Annotated in this window: 22 protein-coding genes and 1 tRNA gene; all 23 read right to left on the reverse strand. The window is 43.0% G+C overall.

Translation table 11 applies throughout. The features are described from left to right. Positions 1-2: 2 nt before the first annotated feature. Entirely contained in the window at positions 3-863 is an 861-nt protein-coding gene (locus tag STRCR_RS09195; protein WP_004226967.1) for a methionyl aminopeptidase, read from the reverse strand. Between the two features lie 96 nt (positions 864-959). Continuing rightward, the gene (gene spxR / locus STRCR_RS09200; RefSeq protein ID WP_004226272.1) at positions 960-2,240 is read right to left on the reverse strand and encodes a CBS-HotDog domain-containing transcription factor SpxR; all 1,281 of its coding nucleotides are present in this window, start codon (positions 2,238-2,240) and stop codon (positions 960-962) included. Next, complete coding sequence (locus STRCR_RS09205; RefSeq protein ID WP_004228977.1) at positions 2,237-2,785, reverse strand: GNAT family N-acetyltransferase; 549 nt, start codon at positions 2,783-2,785, stop codon at positions 2,237-2,239. Before STRCR_RS09205 ends, spxR begins: the two co-directional genes overlap by 4 nt. A 436-nt stretch (positions 2,786-3,221) precedes the next feature. Next, positions 3,222-3,425: a cold-shock protein gene (locus STRCR_RS09210; protein WP_004228588.1), complete on the reverse strand. Its 204-nt coding sequence runs from the start codon at positions 3,423-3,425 to the stop codon at positions 3,222-3,224. 323 nt (positions 3,426-3,748) lie between these two features. Next, the gene (locus tag STRCR_RS09215; protein ID WP_004227438.1) at positions 3,749-4,459 is read right to left on the reverse strand and encodes a TipC family immunity protein; all 711 of its coding nucleotides are present in this window, start codon (positions 4,457-4,459) and stop codon (positions 3,749-3,751) included. A gap of 1 nt (position 4,460) precedes the next feature. Continuing rightward, positions 4,461-5,981: a hypothetical protein gene (locus STRCR_RS09220; RefSeq protein WP_004226721.1), complete on the reverse strand. Its 1,521-nt coding sequence runs from the start codon at positions 5,979-5,981 to the stop codon at positions 4,461-4,463. Next, positions 5,978-7,021: a hypothetical protein gene (locus STRCR_RS09225; RefSeq protein ID WP_004226933.1), complete on the reverse strand. Its 1,044-nt coding sequence runs from the start codon at positions 7,019-7,021 to the stop codon at positions 5,978-5,980. The genes STRCR_RS09220 and STRCR_RS09225 overlap by 4 nt, the downstream gene beginning before the upstream one ends. 11 nt (positions 7,022-7,032) lie before the next feature. Continuing rightward, complete coding sequence (locus STRCR_RS09230; RefSeq protein WP_004225209.1) at positions 7,033-7,311, reverse strand: TIGR04197 family type VII secretion effector; 279 nt, start codon at positions 7,309-7,311, stop codon at positions 7,033-7,035. 177 nt (positions 7,312-7,488) lie between these two features. Continuing rightward, the gene (gene recJ, locus STRCR_RS09235; RefSeq protein WP_004229221.1) at positions 7,489-9,717 is read right to left on the reverse strand and encodes a single-stranded-DNA-specific exonuclease RecJ; all 2,229 of its coding nucleotides are present in this window, start codon (positions 9,715-9,717) and stop codon (positions 7,489-7,491) included. Further along, a complete protein-coding gene (locus tag STRCR_RS09240) occupies positions 9,714-10,487 on the reverse strand; it encodes an SDR family NAD(P)-dependent oxidoreductase (RefSeq protein ID WP_004225788.1) in 774 nt (257 codons plus the stop codon). Before STRCR_RS09240 ends, recJ begins: the two co-directional genes overlap by 4 nt. Beyond that, positions 10,484-11,413 (reverse strand): ribonuclease Z, encoded by a 930-nt coding sequence (gene rnz / locus STRCR_RS09245; protein WP_004229488.1) that lies wholly within the window; start codon positions 11,411-11,413, stop codon positions 10,484-10,486. The genes STRCR_RS09240 and rnz overlap by 4 nt, the downstream gene beginning before the upstream one ends. Positions 11,414-11,464: 51 nt before the next feature. After that, entirely contained in the window at positions 11,465-12,118 is a 654-nt protein-coding gene (locus tag STRCR_RS09250; protein WP_004228877.1) for a hypothetical protein, read from the reverse strand. Continuing rightward, entirely contained in the window at positions 12,111-13,349 is a 1,239-nt protein-coding gene (gene hflX, locus STRCR_RS09255) for a GTPase HflX (RefSeq protein WP_004227321.1), read from the reverse strand. Before hflX ends, STRCR_RS09250 begins: the two co-directional genes overlap by 8 nt. A 180-nt stretch (positions 13,350-13,529) precedes the next feature. Next, entirely contained in the window at positions 13,530-15,254 is a 1,725-nt protein-coding gene (ezrA, locus tag STRCR_RS09260; protein WP_004225162.1) for a septation ring formation regulator EzrA, read from the reverse strand. A 240-nt stretch (positions 15,255-15,494) separates the two neighbouring features. Then, entirely contained in the window at positions 15,495-17,447 is a 1,953-nt protein-coding gene (gene gyrB, locus STRCR_RS09265) for a DNA topoisomerase (ATP-hydrolyzing) subunit B (protein WP_004229559.1), read from the reverse strand. A 1-nt stretch (position 17,448) separates the two neighbouring features. Further along, positions 17,449-18,009: an HAD-IA family hydrolase gene (locus STRCR_RS09270; RefSeq protein WP_040804625.1), complete on the reverse strand. Its 561-nt coding sequence runs from the start codon at positions 18,007-18,009 to the stop codon at positions 17,449-17,451. A 106-nt stretch (positions 18,010-18,115) separates the two neighbouring features. Next, a complete protein-coding gene (locus tag STRCR_RS09275) occupies positions 18,116-19,348 on the reverse strand; it encodes an FtsW/RodA/SpoVE family cell cycle protein (RefSeq protein WP_004226086.1) in 1,233 nt (410 codons plus the stop codon). Positions 19,349-19,410: 62 nt separating this feature from the next. Beyond that, positions 19,411-20,397 carry a YeiH family protein gene (locus STRCR_RS09280; protein WP_004227757.1) on the reverse strand — a complete coding sequence of 329 codons (987 nt, stop codon included), beginning with the start codon at positions 20,395-20,397 and terminating at the stop codon, positions 19,411-19,413. 316 nt (positions 20,398-20,713) lie between these two features. Beyond that, complete coding sequence (gene ilvD, locus STRCR_RS09285) at positions 20,714-22,414, reverse strand: dihydroxy-acid dehydratase (protein ID WP_004228137.1); 1,701 nt, start codon at positions 22,412-22,414, stop codon at positions 20,714-20,716. 88 nt (positions 22,415-22,502) lie between these two features. Continuing rightward, positions 22,503-22,844, reverse strand: coding sequence for a metal-sulfur cluster assembly factor (locus STRCR_RS09290; protein ID WP_004228567.1), 342 nt, complete (start codon positions 22,842-22,844; stop codon positions 22,503-22,505). Between the two features lie 752 nt (positions 22,845-23,596). Then, entirely contained in the window at positions 23,597-24,052 is a 456-nt protein-coding gene (gene nrdI, locus STRCR_RS09295; protein ID WP_004226301.1) for a class Ib ribonucleoside-diphosphate reductase assembly flavoprotein NrdI, read from the reverse strand. Between the two features lie 339 nt (positions 24,053-24,391). Further along, positions 24,392-24,463, reverse strand: a tRNA-Arg gene (locus STRCR_RS09300). An 80-nt stretch (positions 24,464-24,543) separates the two neighbouring features. After that, positions 24,544-25,203 (reverse strand): NAD(P)-dependent oxidoreductase, encoded by a 660-nt coding sequence (locus tag STRCR_RS09305; RefSeq protein WP_004227399.1) that lies wholly within the window; start codon positions 25,201-25,203, stop codon positions 24,544-24,546.

A 25,203-nucleotide genomic window follows, 5' to 3' on the forward strand; every position in this document is an offset into this window, starting at 1 on the left:
TCTTAGTATGTTCCTTCTTCTCCCTGACTGGTCAAGATGACTGGCCCGTCTTTGGTGATGACAAATTGGTGCTCATATTGACAAGACAGACCGCCATCAAGGGTTTTGTGGGCCCAGCCGGTTTCCATATCCGTATCAATTTCCCATGTACCTGTATTAACCATAGGTTCAATGGTGAGCACCATGCCTTCTTTAAGTCGCAAACCACGCCCAGCTTTACCATAGTGGGGAACCATCGGTTCTTCGTGCATAGTTGGACCGACACCATGGCCAACAAGATCACGAACAACACCGTAACCACGGCTTTCTGCATATTCTTGAATAGCAGCGCCGATATCGCCGATACGATTACCGACAACAGCCTTTTCAATCCCTAAATACATGGCCTCCTTGGTCACAGCCATCAAATCTTTAACTTCCTGTGATACTTCACCCACGGCGTAAGCCCAGCAAGAATCCGCTACACCGCCAGTATAAGGCGCTGTATACTTCTTCATTTCAGCAGTGTTGTCGAAGTCCAACTTGGCCACATTGACGACAGATTTATCTAGGGGTTCACTCAGTACCATATCTACCTTGAGTAAATCACCTTTTTTCAGGATATAGTGGCGCGGGAAAGCGTGAGCAACTTCATCATTGAGTCCGCAGCAAGTAGCATAAGGATAATCCATGAGCTGACCGTCTACACCGATTTGCAGGGGCAGGACATTGGCTTCTTTACAGCGACGACGGACATATTCTTCTATCTCCCACATATCCAGTCCCGGTTTAATCATATCACGCAAGCCAATATGAATGCTGGCAAGGACGTCCCCTGCTTTCTTCATAGCTTCAATTTCACGTGGTGATTTTAGTGTAATCATTTAAAAAACTCCTCTAAATACTGCATAAAGTGGAAGAGTTTGAGACTTTTGGCTCAGGCTCTCTCATCCACATCAATCTTCTTTTTTTCTGTTTATTCAATTAAGCTTACTGGTAATCAGGGCCTTACAGACTACCCGTTCCTGACAAGTCACTTCAATATCCACTAGGGCAGAGCGGCGATTTTCTCTGACAATCCTCGGCTCTAAGCGCAGATCATCATCAATTTGTACAGCCTGTAGAAAGTATATCATCATTTGTTCAATAATGATATTTTTTTTACTAGTTTGAGATAACGTCCGCCGACTAGTCTCCTTGAGAATTTCAGCCAAAACGCCAGTAGTCAAATTACCAGCGTTATCAATCATGGCAGGTTCTACCTTGAAGCCATAGCCGTGGTTTTCTGCCTTGAGGCTGGCAATAATTTGGTCGCTGATGGTATGAAGGCCATCATGATTAAGCTCCTGCAAATTTTCCATGACTAATTTGCGGGTAATAACGCCCAGCAGTTGTTTGTCATCATCAACAACTGGTAGCATGGCAAAATCCTCGACAATCATCCGCTGAGCAACCGTTGCCAGACTGGTTTCTGGTTTGGTCGTCACTGGCTTAGTCATGACCTCAGTCAACTTGGTGGTCAGCTCTTGGTTGGAGACATCCCGCATGGTAATAACCCCCAGCACCTGTCCTAACTGATCAATGACAGGGTAGCGAACATGGTTGTTCTTTCTGACTAGACGATGATAATCATTAACAGTATCACTTGTGGTTAGATAACCGTATTGGGACCTAAGACTATAGACCTGAGCTACCGTCTTGATATCGGTCTTAATTCTTACATTAGACAGGGCACGGTTAATCATAGTTGCAACGGTGAAGGTATCGTAGGCTGTTACCATGACTGGAATCCCTTGCTTTTTAGACAGCTCTAAAACCTTGTCCGAAACAGTAAAGCCACCAGTCACTAGAATAGCATTTTTATTTTCTAAGGCTAGAATCTGAATTTCTTCTCGGTCACCAACGATTAACAGGCCGCCTTTAACGAGATAGCGGCCAACATTTTTCTTGGTCATCGCCCCGATAGAAAAACGGCTGAATTCGTGTTTAAGACCAGCATGACCAGCTATAACTTCAGACTCTGAGATGGTCGCAATTTCAGCATACGTCAACTTCTCCAGTCGCACCTGAACCTTCTGCTCTACCCGAACGGTTCCGCTGCGAGGTCTGGTTTCAACCAAACCACGATTCTCAGCCTCCTTGATGGCGCGATAAGCTGTTCCCTCACTGACCGACAGGTGGTTTGAAATAGAGCGAACACTAACCTGCTTACCAATGGGCAGACCTTCTAAATATTCTAAAATTTCCTGATGTTTAGTCATGACATCTCACCTGCCTTTAGACGAAATTCTAGGTAATCGCGCATTTTATGGGTGTAGCGATCGCTTCCTTTAAAAGTCCTCAACAATTTAAATCCAACCTTCTGAGCCACCTTTTGACTGGCCAAATTTTCTCTGTGGGTAATAATTGTCAGGCTTCGCAGATTAAATTCTTGAAAGGCTAAAAAGGACAGCAGTTTCAGACTCTCTGTTGCTAGACCCTGTCCCCAAAAATCCTGACGAAGAAAATAGCCAATTTCGGCTCTCTGCTTGGTTAAGTTAAGCTTTTCAAAGCGGATAGCTCCGATCATCTGGTGACTGACCTTATCCTCCAGAGCCCAGGTTCCTAAGGGCTCTTTCATAAAATAATGAACCAAGAGGTAATTACTTTCTGCCTGACTGGCCTGAGCAGGGAAGATGAAAGCCAGATTAGTGGGATTTCGCGTAATTTTATAAAAGTCTTGACTATCAGCAAAGCGAAAGGGACGAAGCCAAAGCCGCTCCGTTTCCAACTGGGAATACTTTCCCAAGGCTGTCCAAATATCCATGCTATTATAGTACAGTTTTTTAGGAACATAGTCAAACCCATCGGTGATTAACACTGAAAATGGACAGACACTGCAGCAGACTGGGAATATCTTCTAATTGTCCTCATGACTAACCCATTTTAATTACTATAAACTCAAAAAATGAGTCTGGGACAAAAGTTCAGACTCGTTAGCTTTGTTCTAGATTTACCAGATTGACGCAGTGGTTGGGGGTCCAGTGGACTTTAGCAGTCTGGAGATAACTGCCAAAGCCTGCCACCTAAAAACAGGAAGGTGGCAGAGGTCTGAGCCTTAAACACGATTTACTGATTTGTCTCCCACTCTCTTAGTCCTGATTATAAGCCCCACCACAGTTGATAATGAGCCATAAAGAGCCACTAAAAAGCACTTCTCTCTATTCAGAAGAAAGAAGTGCTTTAAGTTATTTAAATAAGTACTAATCAACCTTAATGATATTAGTAGCTTGAGGCCCACGATTTCCTTCTTCTATATCGAATGAAACCTTTTGTCCTTCCTCAAGTGACTTAAACCCATTTGACTGGATTTCCGAGAAGTGTGCAAACACATCTGGGCCATCTTCTTGAGTGATGAAACCAAATCCCTTTTCGCTATTAAACCATTTTACTGTACCTTGTGCCATTTTGAGTTACCTCTTTTTATTTATTTGTAAAAATTAAGAGGTAAAACAAAAGATGTCTAATACTTTATCTCAAAAAATCATTACTTGACTACTTTAACAGTATCTCCGACTTAAGTCAAGGAAATAACCTTTCTTTGATTAAAAACTTAATGGCATGACTAGACAACTTGTAGCATATCAACACCAAGCTAAAGACATAATTGAAATGAGCTTAAAAACAGTACAACAATTTTGGAACAGACAGCCATGATGGCTGTCCATTCTCTTCCAAGTTAAGACACTTGCCTCAGTTCTCAGGGCTAGTAAGCTTTTGTCGTTTCATTTTACTTTGATGTCAGCTCCTCTAAATCATCATTTGAAGTAGTTCGAACTTCCCTGACCTCTACTTTCCCCCAGTGTTCAATATTTGGTGAAAAGCGGCTGTGGTAGACAGAAGACCAGTCCTTTAAAATCTTATGCAGACTGTTGTCGCCGTAATGGTAGATTTCCACTTCAGAAATATTTTTCTTTTTCAATATTCTAGCAATCTCAGAGGACTGCTCACCTGTGTATAGAATCTCATCACGCTGAGACACATAAATATAATATGATTTAGACAGAACTTTTGTTGTAACATTATAGTAGTAGTCAACACCAATTTCATGGTAACCATCTAAAACCCAATTTGTAGAAAATCTAACAATACCATCATCATATAAAGTATCAGGGGGGTAATAAAAATCAATATCCAGATACTGTCTATCTTTCTCTAACGAAGACTTATCATAACGATAATCAGAATTAGCAGCTTCAATAGGAATAGCTCCCTCATCTCCGCGTCCTCTGTGATGAGCTGTAACACTTTTTACATGGCTAAAGTGTGTGCCCCCTAGATGAAAAATTCGCGTCGAAAAAGATGTTTCATCGTAATATATCTCATCAAAAATATTGGCGCTTTTTTGGCGGGTCTGATGGTTTAAGACAGATAAGGCAATAAAACCAAACAAAATTAAGATGAATAGAATAGCTAATAGTATCTTATAAGGTCGTTTCATATCATTTACCGTCCGCTTTCAAATCATCACTAAAGCTGCGTATACTATCCATGAAGTCTTTATACAAGGGATTGTCAGGATTATCTTTGTATTGAGCTTCTAACAATTTAACGCCCCTGGCAAAATCTCCATCACCTATATTCCTAACAAACTCAGTCACCCGATACCTATCGTCAGATTCTACTTGGTCAAAATAGCTATTCATAGAGGTGACAAGATTCTTACCGCCTTTTAGTTGATTATAGAGGTTCACCGCATCTAGATCCGCATGATAATCCCCATTATTCATCGAAGTATTACCAGGGATGGTTAAGTCACCATAGTAGCCAGCATAAGCATTCTCATCGACAAGAATTTCTGCCCCGTTCTCTTTATAGTAAGCTGAAACAGTTGCGCTGGTATGAGCAAAATCTGTTTTGCCATTATATTGATCCAACAGTTCTTGAAGACGTTTCTTATCACTTTTCTTATTGAGATCTTTCTTATAAATCTTTGCAAGTTCTTTTAGCCGTTCCTCATTGGTTGCCCCAGAAAGCCCGGTCACATTAGACTGGTTCAAAATCGCAGTTTTAAGAGTCTCAATCTTTTTAGAGCTAATCCCTAAATCTTTTAGCTTCTTCTCAACCTCATCAGGTTTGATCAACCCGCCAACATATGACCATGCATAGCCCCCAAAATAGCTATCACCGTAAACAAATGACCCCATATAGACAAAGAACTTCTGATTAGCCTTATCTTTATCACCGTCGTACTCTTTGACCAAGCCAACATAAACATCCAGCATAATATCAGCTTCCTCAGCACTAAAACCATACTGAGTTTCCATCATGGTTTTAAAGGCTTCTCTTTCTTCTTTAGACAAGGTCAGCTCTTTGGCGACTTTCTGAACTTCGACCTTCAGCTCAGAAAGCCACTGAGTGCCTACAGACTTGAAGGTCCCCGTCTGACTGTCCCAGCTTTGCTCTGCTTGGGCAATGCCCCTGTCTAAAGCAGCTTTTAAGGCATCAATCTCTGAAAATATCTGCGGAGATGTCGCATTAAAAACACGGAGTTTCTCTAACTTGTCTTCCAAAACCCTCCGGCTGCTTTCTGCAGCATCAATCATCCTGTGATAGCTGGTCAGCCGGGCTCCCTCATTGGCATCACGGGAATCCAGGTTCATCCCCGCAACCGCATCTCGAGCATTGGAAATCCGAAGATTTAACTCGGCAATAGCCATCTCCAACTCCGATTCTTTCAAACTCTCATGAGCTACCTGTTCCATATAAGCTTCAGGAAAGCGCTGAACAGCCTCAGCCACTGTCTGCGCCAGCTGTTTTCCAATCATAGCCAGCGGGCGCAGGACGGTGGCTGAATACCGCCGAGCCGAATCATAGGTCTTTCCTTTTAATTCAGCCCCGCTGTTCTCAAAATCTTCTAAAGCAGCTTCCAGCTCTTCATAGGCTTGAATCTCTTGCTGGGCTATGGCCTTGGCACTGGCTGCCTGTGCTTGTGATTTCTCTAAATACATATCAATACTCATGGAATCTTCCTAATCTCCTCTTCTAAATCTTCGATCTCAGCCGTCAGTTTCTGACGCTGGGTATAAACCACTCCTTGCTCCTCGATGACCTGTCTTTTCCGAGCCTGCACCTTCTCCTTAGCGGTTTCTAGTAAATCATCGGCTCTGCCACGCTCTTGAAAGACCAGATGATAGCTTCTTTCGATTTCACCGGAAAATCGGTAAGCATAGACTAAACCTTCCAAAACACCGCCCAGCTTAGCTAAGACATCACCGGCTATCTGCTCCTGTTCATCTAATCGGCGGCTTTGGGCTATCAGGTCAGCTTCTTCATCATACAAGCCCAGTTCCTTTTGCCAAAGCTTATCCTGTTCGGCCTCCTTGGCTGCTATCTCTTTCCGCTTTTCCCAACGTTTAGATTCGGCTTCTGCCTCCTTTTTGATTTTGGCCCGGCGCCGTTCCAGCTCTTCCAAGTCTTCCTTGCTCGGAGGAGTCGGCCAAGTATTGAGCCCAAGATTTTGGCGCTCACGCTCTAAAGTCCGGTTTAAATTCTTTCGCCATTCGCTGGCATCTTCAAGCTGATACTTTTTAGCAGCCTGATCTGATGGCGCTTTCTTTTTAGAAGGCGACGATTGGGACACCACTTGCTCAGACCGAGAAAGTTTCGGCTTCTGCTTTGGAACTGACGATTGATCCAGAGAGACTGGCTGAGGAGTCTGAGCTGGAACGGGCACTGATGGGAAAGGCACTGTCGGAGCTTCCGAAGCTGTCGAGAAGCCAGCAGGAGTCACAGGTTGAACGGGCTGAGAACCCACTGGGGCAGGTGCTGGCTGGGCAGACGTTGCAGTGGAACATGTCGGCGGCATAGGATGAAAACCAGCAGGATTGGCAGGATGAACAGACTGCTGGACAAAACCTGTTATCTGAGCTCCTGTCGCTGAAAACTGATTAGGCGATACGTACGGAGTGTTTGGGGACAGCGGAGCATTCTTAAACGTCCGATAGGTTCCATTAACACTGGGGCTTGAGCATCTCAATAATTTTCTAAAAAACTGAAGCATCACGGCTCACCTTACAGCTTTGTGGCACGGATAGCCTGAGCCTGATTGGCGTCAACAGATTCAAATTCACTGGCAACACTGTGAATATTTGTGGAAGCATGACTCAGCAAATCAAAAACTTTTTGTCGAGCTGATTGAGCTAGCTTCAGCGCCTCATGCGCTTTAGCATTGCCAGCCACAGTGGTGGAATCATCCTTAGCCACTTCACCAATGCCAGCTAGAGTGCTGCCTGTCGCTGAAAATTGACTGGCATGCGATTGAGCAATGGATAATTGACTTTTGATTTCCATAAAATTCTCCAATCTACCTTAATTTTACCTTGTATTTTATCGGAATAGAACCCAGTCGTCAAGGTATTCAATTGCGTTTGAGATTAAAATCCTGTAAAAAATAAAAAGCTGACTCTCATCTGAGGATCAGCCACCTTCTTTATTTAAAATTGTCAACCAAAAGTTGTCCCCCTTCAACTAGTCCTGATCTTCAGCTTTTAACCAGTCATAAATCTCTTGAGGTGTTCCCAAAGCCATCAGTTCTTGATATTTGACTAGGGCTACCAAATTTTGATAAATCTGACTATCTGAAATCTCTTTTTTGCTGGCAGTCTTATTGACCGTCATGATGCCATTATCAACGGATACAAAATCCAGCTCTTCAAAAATCTGAATCATCTTAATCAGAAGCAAATTAGGAATATTGAGATAAGCAGCTAAGTCCTTCAACTTGTGGCGAACATCGAATTCTGGGAATTGGTAGATTGTCTTGTAGAGTTTAGCAAACTGCTCTCTGGTTCCGTAGCCTGTTAGATAATAGGCTTGTTTAATCTGATTTTTAAAGTAGATTGTCTGAAACTCTTGTCCTTTAAAGGCTTCCTTGAGCTGACTCGGGTTATCAGGAATTTCTAATAAAATCACAGCTGGGCTCTGAACTTTATTAGTCCCTTCTTCTACTTGCTGGAGGCTGGGGACGCCTGCAGGCAACTGGGCAGATTTAGATCTGATATCAATCAGCTGGACTCCCTGAATCCGAGCGTCTACCAGCATGAGCTGGAGACTGGTGTTGCCGTTCCATTTATTGACCGAGAGGGTCACTGCCAGCTCGAGGTTTTTGGCTTGGGCAAATTCCTGAGCTAAATGCCCTTGCGAGAAGGCTACCAAATCGAACTCTGTCCCTGCTTGGCCTACTCTAAGTTTGAGATGAGCCCCACTTTGTCCCATAATTCGACTTTGGAGGACCTTAAAGTCCTTGAGGAGAAAGACTGGCTTCTTATTATCCATGCCAAAAGGAGCTAGTTTTTCCAAACTTCTGATTGTCTCTAAAGATAATTCGGACAGCTGGAGTTCCTCGTCAATGATTAAGCTATTCTTGCCAGCCTTATCTAACTCTTTTTCAAAGATGTAATTACAAAGAACATCCGAAAGCTGAGCTACATTTTCAACAGGCAAGGTCATTCCAGCTGCTCCGGCATGACCGCCGAAGGCCTCGAAAATCTCTCGATGAGGGTTGAGAGCATCAAAAATATTGATGGCTTCAACCGAGCGGGCTGAGCCCTTAGCTTGACCATCCTCAATCGTTAAGAGGATGACTGGCTGACTAATGGCTTCCAGAATCCGGCCGGCAACAATTCCCAAAACACCCGGATGCCAGCCTTCCTTGGCAAGAATCTGAGCTGGCTTATTAGGGTCAACCATAGCAAGCGCTTGGTCATAGATGTCCTGAACTATTTGCTTACGTTCCTCATTTTTTCCCTGAATCATGAGGGCAATTTCGTGAGCTTCTTGGTCATCAAAGCCCGTCAGCAGTTCAACGGCTGGATTGGGATCATCCAGACGTCCCAAGGCATTGAGCATGGGAGCAATTTTGAACCCTACCGTTTCCTCATTAAGGTCGCTGGGGTCAATATCAGCCACCTGCATAAGCTCCTGCAGGCCAATTCGCTCTGTCTGGGCCAGCATCTGCAGGCCGAATTTTACTAAAATCCGATTTTCCCCTGTCAGACTGACCATATCAGCAATAGTCCCAATAGCTACCAAATCTAACAGCTCATTTGGGATGCTCTCCAAGAGAGCTGTAGCTAATTTGAAAGCCACGCCACAGCCCGCTAGGTACTTAAAGGGATAATCGCCCGCTGGATGTTCAGGGTGCACAATAGCATAGGCATCCGGCAGACTATCTGACATAGAATGGTGGTCAGTGACGATAACATCAATCCCTTGCTTTTGGGCATAAGCAATGGCCTCGTGGCCAGCTACCCCATTATCAACCGTCACGATGAGAGAAATCCCTTGCTGCTCAATAAAGTACTTATAGACACTCAGGTTGGGACCATAGCCATCGGTAAAACGATTAGGCAGGTAAACCTGATTCTCAGCGCCCAGTATTTCCAGAGCCTCCTTCATAATGGAGCTAGAAGTCATACCATCAGCATCGTAGTCTCCATAAATAAGAATTCGCTCACCAGACTCGATCGCTCTACGAATCCGATCCACAGCCTTATCCATATCATGGAGCAGATAAGGATCGTGGAGCTGAGATAAGTCAGCTGATAGGAAATCATGAAGCTTGTCTTCATCATCAATTCCTCGTTCATAGAGAATCTGAGCTGCCAATTCATCTAAATCTTCTTTTTTCGCCAGCTCTAAAAAGGGCTCACTCGGAGCCTGGTCAATTTGTTTCCAATCAAACTTTGAAGAAATCATTTATAGTTAAAAGCCTTTCTTGAAAGAAAATCTGCCGTCTTAGGAAAGAGAGCATAGAATTTGGCCGCCAATACCATGGCGAAGGGCATATTGAGCTCCCGTTTATTCTTTTCCATACTGGCAACAATTTTCTTGGCTACCTGCTCAGGGGTTAAACTAAACCGACCAACCGCCTTGAGATAATTTCCTGATGGATCCGCTCGGTCAAAGAATTTGGTCGAGATGGGACCAGGATTGACCGTGGTCACGTAGACATGGCTGTCAGCCAATTCCAGACGCAGAGCATTGGAATAACCAATAAGGGCAAACTTCGTTGCCGCATAAATAGAGAATTTTGCGGTTGCCATTTTACCAGCCATACTAGCAATATTGATGATATGCCCTGAGCCAGTCTGTGCCATCTTTTCCCCAACTAGGCGAGAAAAATTGATGGCAGCCAGCGTATTAACATCGAAGGTCTCTCGGATAGTTCCAGCATCAAATTGATCAAAATTCTTGAATTCACCAAAACCAGCATTATTAATAAAAACATCAATCTTGGTAAAGTCAGCATAGAGCCTGTCAACCAGCTTAGCCACTGCCTGATCATCTCGGCTATTGAGGCTGTATGCTTGAAAATTAACTCTATCAGCATAAAGCCTGTCCATTTTTTCCTTGTTGCGTCCAATAGCCACTACCATATCTTCTTGCGGCAAGAGTTTAATGATAGCTTCTGCTAAACCACCGGAAGCCCCTGTAATGGCAATCACTCGCTGTCGTTTTTGTGTCAAATCTCTACCTCTTCTAAATCCCAGACCACCTTACTATTTTCAAAAATAGTTCTGGCATCAGCCTCCAACTTACGGACATCACGGGCCAAGAAACGGGCGCTGATATGATTCATTAAGAGTCGTTTAGCACTAGCCTCCTTAGCCACCTGCGCTGCCTGCATATTAGTGGAATGGCCATGATTGCGTGCCAGACGCTCATCTCCCTTTCCATAGGTTGATTCGTGGACTAGTATATCAGCACCTAAAGCCAGTCTGACACTGGCATGGCATTTTCTAGTATCCCCAAGGATAGCCAGAACCTTGCCCTTGCGAGGAGCAGAGATATAGTCCTTGGCAATAATTTTTGTACCGTCTTCTAGTACTACATCTTGACCATTCTTAACTCGACCAAAGAGGGGGCCAAAAGGAACGCCGGCAGCCCTTAATTTATCAGCATCCAAAGTGCCTTTCAATTCCTTCTGCACAACCCGATAGCCCACACAAAAAATGGTATGGTCCAGCTTTTCAGCATAGACCGTAAATTTGTCGGTCTCTAAAATTTTTCCCAAAGACTGAGCATCAAATTCATTAAAATGAATCCGATAAGGCAGGCGGGTTCCAGAAAGTTTGAGGGTATTGAGTACCATACTGCGAATACCAACTGGGCCATAGATTTCTAAATCGGTTTGCTCCTCACTGGCTTGGAAAGACCGGCTAGCTAAAAAGCCGGGTAAACCTAAAACATGATCGCCGTGTAGGTGAGTGATAAAGACTTTTCTGACCTTGCGGGGTTTAATAGTCGTATCCAAAATCTGCCGCTGGGTCCCTTCCCCGCAGTCAAACATCCAAACTTGGTCAATCTCATTGAGAAGTTTTAAAACTAAACTGGAGACGTTCCTTGCCTTAGCTGGCTGGCCCGCTCCCGTTCCTAAAAATTGTAATTCCATACTTAACTCTCTTGCTAGTTCCGACACTTGAGAACTAGTCTCTCTTTCTTACTATTCTTTCATATAAATGGCAAACTCTCTCTGGCTAAAGCCATAATAAACAGAGCTATGAGTCCTCTCTTTCAGCTGGCTTGCTAGATGAACAACTTCATCCATATTATAGCCAGAAATCTTGAGGATTCCCCCCTTCAAGCGGGAAACATCCGTCAATAACGATATATTGTCTAAGGTAACAGCTTCTTTTTCTTCCTCATCAAATTCCAGTAGCCGCATTTTGATTTTGCCAGCCTCCTGATAAACCTTATAGTGGGGGAAGATTTGAGCCAACTCCATCAAGAGTTGATCGCTAATAACTTCCGTCTTTTCCGAAAAAACTTGAGCCACTTGGTCAGCGGACTCATAAACAAAGCCAAAGGATTTTCCTGACAAATTGAGCCGGATAAAGGGATGACTTTCTTCTACAAAGGAGGGCTCTTTAGTCATCCAGCCCAAGGCTTTGGAGAGCTCCCAGTAGTAGTCAGTTGCTCTCTGAGGACTCTCTTTCTGGTAGAGCTCAGCGAAATAAGCATTGACAACACTCGGGGGAGGACTAACTAGAAGTAAGGCCTCCTCGCTACTTAAATTCGCTAAAACAGTTTGTAGATAAACTTTATCTAAATTAGTATAACCGCCGTATTTGAGGGCTAGTTCTATCACATCAGCCATAAAATTCTTCCAATCGCCATTTATTTGTTTCAGCAATAAAGCCTGATATTTCTTGACTTTCTTCAGTAAACTGATAAGGGTCAAGCAGGGCATACTTGCTTAATTGGTAGAGCTTGTAAAGCTTATCTGGACTGACCCTGACTGAAAAAGGCAGAAAAATCTGCTCAATTTCATCTAAAATCTGCTGCCGGAGGGTCTGTCGGCTTCCCTGATCCCTTAATGAAATGCAGATATTAGGAAAGACAGTTGCCACCAAGTCCTTAGTCTGGTCCATCTTATTATAGATGGCTAATCGAGGAATATCCAACATATTCAAGTCCTTTAGAATGGCTAAAACGACCTGCTCCTGCTCAGTATGATTAGGGTCGCTAGCATCAATAACGTGGAGAAGCAAATCCACATGACGGCTCTCTTCCAGAGTTGACTTGAAAGCTGCTACCAGTTCTGTTGGCAAATCTTGGATAAAACCAACCGTATCAGTCAACGTCACTTGAAACTGATCTTTGAGATAAATTTGCTTGGTCGTGGCATCCAAGGTAGCAAAGAGCTCATCAGCTTCATATTGATTATTATCCGTCAAACAGTTCATGAGAGTGGATTTTCCGGCATTAGTATAACCAATCAAACCGATTTTAAAAACGGTGGGCTCTAGGCGTTTCTCTCGCGCGACTGACCGCGTCTTTTCAACCGCCTTGAGCTGTTTTTCAATATCAGCAATTTGATGGCGAATAGAACGGCGGTTGAGTTCCAACTGACTTTCACCAGGACCTCGGCTGCCAATGCCACCTGCCTGCCTACTGAGCATAACGCCTTGTCCAGCTAAGCGAGGCAGCATATATTTAAGCTGGGCGAGATGAACTTGGAGCTTTCCCTCATGACTGCGGGCTCTCATGGCAAAGATATCCAAAATCAGTTGCATGCGGTCGATAACCTTAATACCAAAGGCTTGCTCCAGATTGGAATTTTGTCTTGGAGTTAAGCGATTATTGACAATAACCGTATCGATCTCATCCGCCTCAATCATAGCAGCAATCTCTTGCAGTTTTCCAGAACCAATTAAGAATTGGCTATCATACTTTTCTCGCTTTTGCCGATAACTTGTGACGACCTGAGCACCTGCTGCTTCAGCCAAACTAGCTAATTCTAACATGGACATTGCAAAGTTTTGACTACTTGGCAGTTCAACGCCCAGCAAAATCACCTGTTCAGCGCTTTCAGCCGTCTCAAACATTAGCATCCCCCTTTTAAATAACAAGTTAAACAAGCTATCATGGTAAAACTGGCAAATCCTTACCAGCTCTCCTTGTTCATTAGGACTTTCATTATATCACAAATGGGTGTAAAATTTATGACCTTTGGTCCAAAATTTTCCATTAAAAAATGACTGGAAATTCCAGTCATTTTACCCTTATTAGAAGCGGATAATTTCCCGTGTCCTTTCATAAGATGATACGAAACGATCGGTTACACCAGGTTCAACAATTTCCAAGGCGTAAGAAATCTCTTCAAAGGAGGACTTATAATCATACTCTTTCTCAAAGAGTTTAAGAGCAATTTCAAAGCTATCCTGAACAGCTGGCTCAAAGCTACGGTAGCGGTTTGAGTACTGCAAAAGCTGTTCGGTTAAAGTGGCATTTTGAACCACTCGGTAGGTTGTTTCAATCAGAAGATCCATAGAAGAACCCGCTGATTCCGTTAATCGCGCTACCAAATTGATATTGATACGTCCCTTACTCAATTCATCCAACAACGTTTCCAGATGCTCACTGGTTGTGAAGAAAATGCTGAGGAAATCTTGCGGAATACCAGGCAGGTTGCGCTTTTCCATAAAGCGTTTGATAACGTGCAATTGATTGACATAGTCATCAGCCTTAATCCGTGACTCATTTTCAATACGTTCAATACCCCTGAGCTCACCACTGAGTTCAATTTGACCTTCTTCAACAGTGGACAAGGTTTTAAGAGCATCATCGAAAATTCCTTTGAGTTCCGAGAAAGGTTTCTCTTGAGTATCAAAGTTTTCAATTGCTGGAATAGTATCTTCTTCAATTTTTTCCAGCTCCTTAGCAAACTTGCTAACACTGAGAGTCTCATTATCTTCAATAATGTAAAGTGTATTGAGATGGTCCATCTCTTTTTCCAAAGCTTGGTTATTATGCTTGGCATGTTCCAAATATTTTGGAAGAATCTTGGAGTCTTTCATGACCTGCTTATTGGCATCAATTTCACGCTCAAAGATTGCATAGAGGCCATCAATTTTCTCTTGGATTTCTTCATTTTCTTCATTGGCCCGATCCAAATCTAAGGTCACCAAACCATCTGCATTGCTGGAGATTGATTCGCGAATGTCTTGGAAGCGACGCTCAATATTGCGCTCTGGGAAATGATAATGAGCATCCAACAGCTTGCTGTAACCTGATTCCAAATCATCCAATTGATCCGGAAAATCATCTTCCAACTTAGCTACAATTGCAGGGATTCTTTCAGAAATCTGTCCGAGAGCAATTGTATGCTCCTCAGCCTTATCCAAAATTTCAGCTGCCTCAACTGGATCTCCTGTTGAATTAAGGGTTACAAATTGAGAGAACTCAGCCTCAATATTTTTGAGTTGTTTCTCAATCTCAGTCCTCGTTGCTCCGAAGTTATCAGAATTATCTTCAATGCTGGTTTTCAAATCTTCATAAAGATCAAGGGCATGCTTAACACGTGCACTATTTTTATCTTCCTGATCCTTCAAAATTTCAAGAGCCTCACGAACCGAGGTAATATCTTCTTCTGCCAACTCTAACTGGCTTTCAATTGTGCCAATAGAATTTCTGACCTTGAGGAAACGGAAAGAATCATTTTGGTTCTCAGCTTCAACTAGATTGGCCTCAATATCCTTGATCGTATTATTCGAAAGATCTGTCCACTTTTGATTCCATTCACGAAAGGTGGTTTGACTTTGACCTATCAGATTCAGCTTTTTAACGGATTCTAATTCCTTTGCGACAGGCTGGTCAAACAACTTTTCCTTGCGTTCTTCCAACTTAGCCAGTCGTAAATCGTTTCGTTTTCTAAGAATAACACCGATGAGGTAGCCGACGATGACCACTAGGACAACGACTACAATCAGTACGACAATTCCGCTCGACATGTTCTCTCCTTTAAGTTATAAGATGAGCATTCCGAGGAAGGCCACCTTACTTTCTATCATTTTGATACCTTAATGCAAGATCCACTGTCTTTATCAGGGCCGGCCTGCAAAGTTAATCGGGCTTGCTAGAGCAAAATGATGAGTTTCAATCTGATGAAAACCAACACTTTTGCCCCTTTTCTTTCACATAGTACGCCCCATTATATCATAGTTCTAGGGACTTATCAAAAAAAGTTCCAACTAAATATCTAGGGTAGAGTAGACTGCATTTTCTTCGATAAACTCACGACGAGGACCGACCTGATCTCCCATCAGCATATCAAAAATTTTATCTGCTTCAGCTGCATCATCCACTGAAACCCTTGCCATGAGGCGATGTTCAGGGTCCATGGTTGTTTCCCACAGTTGATGGTCATCCATTTCACCAAGTCCCTTATAGCGCTGTACACTTGGCTTAGAGCGACCTTGAGTATAGCGATCCAGAGCTTCCTGTAACTTAGTTTCTTGATCAGCACCTGGTTGGATGTACTCCTTGACCTCACTGCCAACTTTAACCCCATAGATTGGTGGTTGAGCAATATAGACATAGCCTGCTTCAACAACTGGTCGCATGTAACGGTAAAAGAGAGTTAAGAGTAAAGTTCTGATGTGGGCACCGTCGACATCAGCATCGGTCATGATAACCAATTTTTGGTAGCGTGCCTTGCTGACATCAAACTCAGCCCCAAAGCCTGTTCCCATAGCTGTAAAGAGACTGCGAATCTCATCGTTGGCCAGAATTTTATCCATGCTGGCCTTTTCAACATTAAGAATCTTACCGCGAATTGGAAGGATGGCTTGAAATTCGCGATTTCGTCCAGACTTAGCTGAACCGCCAGCCGAGTCCCCTTCGACAATAAAGAGTTCGTTTTGACTGGCGTCATTAGAAGAACAGTCGGCCAACTTACCGGGCAGGTTGGAGATTTCCAAACCTGACTTCTTACGAGTAACCTCTCGGGCACGCTTGGCTGCAATCCGGGCTTTGGAAGCTAGAACACCCTTTTCAACAATTTTCTTAGCAATCTGAGGATTTTCTAAAAGGAAGCGTGAGAAAGCTTCGCTGAAGAGGCGATTAGTAATTTTAACCACTTCCGAGTTACCAAGTTTCGTCTTGGTTTGACCTTCAAATTGAGGGTTGGGGTGTTTAACAGAAATGATCGCTGTCAAACCTTCACGAACATCTTCGCCTGAGAGATTATCATCCTTTTCTTTGAGCAACTTGTTTTGACGGGCATAGTCATTGATAACCCGAGTCAGGGCAGTGCGGAAACCTTGCTCATGAGTTCCGCCTTCATGGGTATGAATATTGTTGGCAAAACTGAGGACATTTTCATGATAAGTCCCAGTATACTGCATCGCTACTTCTACCGAGATACCATCCATTTCACCATCAGTATAAATGGGCTGATCAAAGAGAACTTCTTTGTTTTCATTGAGGTAGTCAACGTAACTGACAATCCCACCTTCATAGTGGTAAACCTGACTCTGTTCTTTCCCTTCCCGCTTATCGGTAATAGAAATCTTGAGCCCCTTGTTAAGGAAGGCTAATTCTTGAATCCGCTTAGCCAGTTTATCAAAATCAAATTCAGTTGTTTCTGTGAAGATTTCTGGATCTGGTGTAAAGTGAACACTTGTCCCTGTTTTATCAGTGTCCCCGATAACCTTCAGATCAGCAACAACCAAGCCGCGCTTGTACTCCTGGAAATGAATTTTACCATTTTTATGGACCTTAACTTCCAAAGAGGTTGAAAGCGCATTAACGACAGAAGACCCAACACCGTGGAGACCACCAGAAACCTTGTAACCGCCTCCGCCAAATTTACCTCCAGCGTGCAAGACTGTAAAGACTGTTTCAACTGCCGGACGGCCTGTTTTTTCTTGAATATCAACCGGAATTCCCCGACCATCATCAACAACGGTAATGGAATCATCAGATTCGATAAAAACCTCAATATGACTTGCAAAACCAGCTAGGGCCTCGTCAATGGAGTTATCAACAATTTCCCAAACCAAGTGGTGCAGCCCTTCCTTAGAGGTTGAACCAATATACATACCAGGCCGCATCCGAACAGCCTCTAGACCTTCTAGAACCTGAATTTGGCTGGCATCATATTGTTGGGCCAATTCTTGACGATTTTTATTTTCTTCTGTCATCTTATACTACCGTTTCTAATAATGATTTTTTTCCATCAAAGAGCAGAGCTTCAATTCCTGCTGCTTGGGCTGCTTGCCAATCAATTTCGCGATCGCCAATAGCCAGAGTGCTCGTCATGGCGTATTTATGTTTAAGATAAAGCATAGATTCAGGGTTAGGCTTTCTGGCAAATCCTGACTCACTGGTTACAACTTCTGTAAAATACTGGTCAATTCCTGCTTTTTTAAGGATATCTAAGACTAAATGGTTTCGGTGGGAAATCATAAAATTTCGTCCACCCTGGTCAACAATCTTTGCCAACAATTCTTTAGCACCTGTAAAGAGAACCGGTTCTGCCAAGGCTTGTGCCTCACGGCTCTTATAGTGGGCCCGAAAGGCTGGTTGGTTAGGAATGAAATAGGCAATGGCTGCATCTGTCGAAACCTTCAATTTAGCATAAACCTGATCATGATCAGCCTCTAGGCCAAACTCCTTTAAGGTTTGGCAAAAGGCCTGTGTTGAGGTCTCATAATTATCAAGTAGAGTGCCGCCTAAATCCCAGATATAATCGTGAAATTTCATAATCTTTATTGTAGCATATTTTGGCACTTTTTGCACTAGATATGCCAGCTTTTCACTGCTGTTTGGCGATACAAAAAAGCCTTGGAACTAGGTCCAAGGCTTCTTCCTAAATCCAATATTTATTCCAATTTTGTCGACTCAATCCTTCATCAATCCGTCTCTCCTTGACTAAGGAGTTTTGGTAGGACATGGAGAGGATCAAACCAACCCCAATCAGATTTGACATAAGTGATGATCCCCCTTTTGAAATGAAGGGCAAAGGAATCCCTGTCAGAGGAAGAACGCCGATGGCTGCTCCGATATTTTCAAAAACATGGAAGAGAATCATCATGATGAAACCGGTCGCAATATAGGTATTAAAGACATTATTTGATTCGATAGTAATCCGGATCATTCGGAAAATCAAAATCAAGTAGAGCAGAATTACGATCACAGCTCCAATAAAACCATAATCTTCTGCAATCACCGTGAAAATCATATCAGATTCGCGCACTGGCACCGAGAGCTCTGCAACATTAAACCCTTTCCCAAATAGGCCACCGCTGCCGATAGAAATCAATCCCTGAACCTGTTGGTAGGCAATGCCAGATTCATAGCCAAAAGGATCCAACCAAGCTGCCACCCGATTAATCTTATAAGTCTCCATCCCCATGTGATAGAGCCATTCCTTGCCCCAATCGCTGGTAAAAATGAGGAGGAAGAGACCAAAACCTAGACCCGCCACCAAGATGGTAGGTAAGATCAGTCGCCAAGATACCCCCGAGAGAACAATCAACCCTGCTAAAATAGCCAAAAAGACCATCGCAGTCCCCAAGTCCTTTTGCAAAAGCAGAAGCAAGAGAACAGGGACAGTAATACCAAAATAAATCAAAATCAGACGACCGTCTTTTTTCAAAGATGGCTCTTCGTCCTTGTACTCGTCCTTAAACCAGACTCCCATTCGAGCTAGCATCAGAATATAGGAAATCTTCATAAATTCTGATGGCTGAAAGAGACTGACTGAACCAATGCTGACCCAGTTCTTCGCCCCAGTAGAGGCCACCAAGGCCGGACTATAAATAAAGAGAGGTAGAACCATTAAAGCCAGACCCACTCCATAGAGATAAGGGGTCAACTTCCAAAGCCGTTCAACATTGAAAAACATGACCACAAAAGCGATCGCACAACCGATAACAACTCCAACGACCTGCTGAATCATGACTGATAAAACTGTCTTAGGATAGTCGTGATCGGTTGCTGTATATATTGCTACCATTCCAATTAAAATTAGCAGAAAGACTGGTAAAATTACCGTATAATCAATCCGACTATCTAAGGGTCGTTTTCTTTTTCTTGGCATAACCACACTCCTTAATACAATTACAAATAATTATAACATGATTTCATGACAATCTCATGACCTTAAAAGACAAAATATTGCAAGATTAAACTAGACCCTGCAACTGCAGCCCAGGTAACGAGACCCGTAACCAAGGGCTTATGTCCGGCTCTCCTGAATTGTTGGAAGGAAACCTTACAGCCAATTCCAGATAAAGCCATAGCCATCAAGAATTGGGACAGCGATTTAGCATAAGGAATCGCAAACTTCGGAAAAATCCCCACCGAAGACAGGACTGAGGTTACGACAAACCAGAGAATAAACCAAGGAAAAATTTTTTTAAAAGAGAAATTTTGTTGGCTCTTTTTGGATTGGTAAAATTTAATTCCCGCCAAAATCAAGCAGGTCGGTACAATCATCAAGGCACGGGCCAATTTCACGATAGTCGCAAAATCTCCTGCTTTTTGACTGTAGCTGTAACCAGCTGCCACCACTGAAGACGTATCGTTGACGGCAGTTCCTGCCCAAAGACCAAAATTGCCATCCGACATCTGCATCAAATGACCTAGAGCAGGGAAGAGAAAGACTGCTAAAATATTGAATAGGAAAATGGTTGACATAGAGAGAGCAATCTCATCATCCTCAGCCTCTAAAATTGGCGAAGCCGCTGCAATGGCCGATCCCCCACAAATAGCCGTCCCAAAACCAATTAAAGTCTCTAAATTCTTGGACATCTTAAGCCAGTGACCAATTAGGTAAGAAACTAAAAAGGAAATCAAGATTGTCGTAATCGAAATTTTTAAGGAAGAAATGCCAGTTTTAGATACCTGCTGGATGGACATAGTAAATCCCAAGACAATAATGGAATACTGAAGAATTTTCTTCCCGCTATAGGCAACGCCCAGTTTCAGAGTATCTTTCACACCCAGAGTATTATTAATCAAAATTCCCAAACTAATAGCGAAAACACTTGAGCCAATTAAGGGGAAAAAGTTCCCCAAAATCATCGCAATGACCGCTAAAACTGCTGTCAGGGCAAAGCCAGGTAAATAGGCTTGCAAAGTCTTCATGGCGACCTCCAAAAATATTATCGTTATTATGTTACCATTTTTAGAGTAGCAAAAAAAGTCCAAATTAGGATTGGACTCTCTTTAGTCAGCCGTTTCCTCTTTTTATTCGAAGCTCTCCTGCTGTTATTTTTTTCCTTCCTTAGCCAAACAACTGTTCAAAACTTGTCTTAATCAGACGGGGACTTCCAGTAAGCTACTGCGTTAAACAATTAGTTAATGCTGCATAAAATGAAAGAGTTTGAGACCTTTTGTCCCAAACTCATCATTTATTCGTCATGTTTATTTTCAAGTCCTCTAAAGTAGAGAGTTCCATCGGTTATTTGTCGTCTCGATTCCAGAAGTCCGTTACAGCACCCTTAGAAGCTGAGGAAACGATGTGAGCATATTTACCGAGGACACCGCGGGAATAAAGTGGTGGGATAATTGTCTCAGCCTTGCGATGTTCCAGTTCTTCCTCAGAAACTTTCATAGTGATTTCTTTGGTATCTTGGTCAACGATAACAGTGTCACCAGTTCTTAGGTAAGCAATCGGACCACCATCTTGGGCTTCGGGCGCAATGTGACCGACAACCAAACCATAGGTACCGCCAGAGAAGCGACCATCCGTAATCAAGGCTACCTTGTCGCCTTGTCCCTTACCGACAATCATAGAGGACAAAGACAGCATTTCAGGCATACCAGGGCCACCCTTCGGACCAACATAGCGAACAACGACAACATCACCGTCAACAATATCGTCATTCAGAACCGCTTCAATAGCCTCTTCTTCAGAATCAAAGACCTTAGCTGGGCCTTCGTGGCGGCGGACTTTAACACCAGAAACCTTGGCAACAGCTCCTTCTGGTGCCAGATTGCCATTAAGAATAATCAGAGGACCATCGGCGCGCTTAGGATTGTCAAGCGGCATAATCACCTTTTGACCCGGCGTTAAATCTGGGAAGGCTGCCAAGTTTTCAGCAACAGTCTTACCAGTACATGTCATACGATCACCGTGTAAGAAACCATTAGCCAATAAATATTTCATAACAGCAGGAACACCACCGACATTATAAAGATCTTGGAAAACATATTGGCCAGATGGTTTCAAATCAGCTAGGTGCGGCACTTTTTCTTGAATGGTATTAAAGTCTTCTAGGGTCAATTCAACATTAGCTGCATGCGCGATAGCAAGCAGGTGAAGGGTTGAGTTAGTTGATCCACCAAGTGCCATCGTGACTGTAATAGCGTCCTCAAAGGCTTCACGTGTCAGGATATCAGATGGTTTGAGACCCAATTTAAGCATATTGACGACCGCACGACCAGCTTCTTCAATATCTGCCTTCTTTTCAGCTGATTCAGCTGGGTGCGACGAAGAACCTGGCAAACTCATTCCCAGAACTTCGATAGCTGTCGCCATGGTATTAGCCGTATACATACCGCCACAGCCACCAGGGCCAGGGCAGGCATTGCATTCAATTTGGCGCACTTCTTCTTCAGTCATATCACCGTGATTCCAGTGACCAACCCCTTCAAAGACGGAAACCAAGTCAATGTCCTTGCCGTCCAGATTACCCGGAGCAATGGTACCGCCATAGGCGAAGATAGCAGGGATATCCATGTTGGCAATGGCAATCATGGAACCTGGCATATTTTTATCACAACCACCAATAGCGACAAAGGCATCGGCATTGTGACCACCCATAGCTGCTTCGATAGAGTCGGCAATAATATCTCTGGAAGTCAGAGAAAAGCGCATCCCTTGGGTCCCCATAGCAATACCATCAGCAACTGTAATAGTTCCAAACTGAACTGGCCAAGCACCAGCATCTTTAACGCCAACCTTGGCCAACTTACCAAAGTCGTGCAAATGGATATTACAAGGAGTATTTTCAGCCCATGTTGAGATGACTCCAACAATCGGAGTATCAAAATCTTTGTCGGTCATCCCCGTTGCCCTCAGCATAGCACGATTAGGTGATTTAACCATGCTGTCATAAACAGCTGAACGATGACGGAGTTGTTTCATATCATCTGTCATAAAACTTCCTCTTCTCTATTAGATAGATAAGTGAAAATAAGGTGAGACAAAGCAAAGTCTCAGCCACTTCTTTTCCAGAAATCTAAAGTTACTTTGGACTAATTCCTAGAGCGATCCGACCAAATCGACTGATGCGGGTGATTTTCCAAGCCGGCTGCCAAACAACTTCGACCGTAGCAGAATCAATCCCGTCGATGGTTTTGAGGGTATCAGCCAAATCAAGTGGGAGAGTCTCTGTACAACCACAACCAACATCGGTAAATGTCATGACTACCCGACAGTGGCCATTGTCATCCAAATTAATTTCATAAATTAAGCCAAGATTATAAATATCCAGCTCAATCTCTGAATCATAAACGGTTTCTAACTTTTCAACCAACTCTTGACTGATAGCCTTAGCACGCTCATTTAACTTGATATCATCTCGCATTAGGAATCCTCCCTTTTATAATTCAGAATTGTAGCACAATTCAGACGATTTGTCTAGATGAAAATCATTATAAATAAGCTAAAATCATTAGTTAACAAAGCTTTTTAAACTGGGCAAAAAATTCGTCCAGTATATCTGTTTTGAGATAAACTCTTAGCACAGTTGGCTGGGAGCAAAACTTGTTGGCTGCACCAAGAAGTCTTACCCCTGCACAGTTCATTAGAGAGTGGGGCAAACAGCCATGATGGCTTCGCTCTCACCCACAAAACATTGTAATCTTTGAAGATTACGTATAAGAAACCAATTTTTTATATAAATTGACTTCGTCGTCCCATCTCCGCACAGCTGACTAGGATGGCCGCTAACAATTGCAGAGTAGTTAAACAGTCCAGTGGACTGTTTAAGGGGGTGCCTGAAAATGGGACTGCACCCCAAGATAAGGACCTCCAACCACTGCGTCAAACTGTTATTACTGTTAAAAAATAGAAAGCTGAAATGCTTTCTTCCCAGCCTCAATAAATCACTGCTGGCTGTTTTTCCCTTTGCCTCAAGGTCAAAGCGGAAAACCTAAACGAATGTGATGATTGTCATTCATCTTATTTCTAACCTCAAAAGGTTCCCCAAGCCTTTTGAGCTATGCAGAAGTGGGTTAAAATGGTCTGGGGAGAGACCGCTTCAGGTCACCACCCTAAAACCAGAACCTGGTGAGACCCAAAATTTTCAATTTTGGGGTTGATTCCCCTTCTGTCTGTCTATTTTTCTAAATCATAAGCCATCATAATCTTCCCAGCAATTCGCTCCACATCAGCAGACAGGCCCCGCATCTCATAAGTGTCAAGAACGGGAAAGCCAAACTGGTTAGAATATTGATAAGCTGTTAAACAAAATTGGTTATTAAAGTTTCGATTGCCGCTTCCGATAATTCCCAAGCAATAATGGGCATTGTTTCCCTTTGCGATCAGCTGACGCAGATCAGTTGTTAGAATCTCTCGATCACCATTATCCACACCATTTCCACCTTCTAAATAAGTTGGTAGAAAGGCTATATAGGGCTGATCCAAATCAGGATAAGCCTGACCTTCCTTGACTAACTCTTTGACATCTAAAGTTTCAACTGGAATATCGGCATGGTTAAAGGTAAAATAATCAACCAGCTTCTGGACAAAGGCCTTAGTATTACCGCTCAGGCTAATATATACAAACTTCAAGAAAAACTCCTTTTATTACAATATCTTGTGTTGGATTGTTTATTTCTATACAAGATATTGTAGCATGATTATTTCAAAGGAACAAGAAAATAAAAATACCCTCACAAAACTAGAATGTAAATAGTAAGCTCAAAATGTGCCAATAGCGGTGGCTGCGCTAGCTTAATTCTCTGCAGTATGCAGAGATTAACAATAATCAGCCTGCAAAAGATGGATGAATATGATTTTCACTACTATATATGAGTTTGAGACCCAGTATTAGCCACTTGCACTCATACTGCATAAAATTAAAAAACTGAGTCGTAAGTTCTCAGTTCCTACTATTCTTGCTTTCAAATATATCCCCTGCCGGAATCGAACCAGCAACTACTCCTTAGGAGGGAGTTGTTATATCCATTTAACTAAGGAGACACATCAGCTTCCTCTATTGTACCCTAGACTAAAAACGAATGCAACCCTAAGAAGCTGATTCAAGCAATTAAAACGTGAGGCTATTCCTTTCCTGAAATTAAGTAAACACCCTGCCACTCTTCCATTACAGCATCTGCTATCGCCAAGGCAAAATCTGCATAAGAAATAGATTTATTGAGAAAAAATTCTTCTCTTTGTGCTGAAGGATAGAAATCATAACTATTGCTTCTTACTCCTTGTGCAATGTAAACTGGCGGAGGAATCAAATAGGTCCAAGTATGATCAAAAGATGACTCTTCCAAATAGTCTCTCAGTTTAGCGTGAGCAATTCCTCTAGGTAGAGTTTGTCTTGGAAAATGTTCATCTTCCCAAAAGCGCCGATTATTCGCTAATTTTAGAGATCCAGCACCTCCAACCGTGACCAGATGAGTTTTCTTTGAGGGGTTAAGAGCTTGCTGAATCCGTCGATCCAGATCAATTAAAGCATCTTTTGATATATCTTCTCGTAGGCGAATAGCTTGAATAACAATGTCGCTGTCAATCAAAACTTTGCGCAGACTGCAGACATCATCAATATCAATCACTGCTGTCTCTATCGCTGCCTTTAACCTAGGCAGCCGCCCCTTATCTTCCGGCTTTCTTAGGCCAGCAACGAGCTGAATAGACTTGTATTTAGACAATTCTTCTATGACCAAGCTTCCCGTTCTGCCGGTTGCGCCTAATACTAATACCTTCTGCAT

The organism is Streptococcus criceti HS-6, assembly GCF_000187975.2.
Classification (GTDB): domain Bacteria; phylum Bacillota; class Bacilli; order Lactobacillales; family Streptococcaceae; genus Streptococcus; species Streptococcus criceti.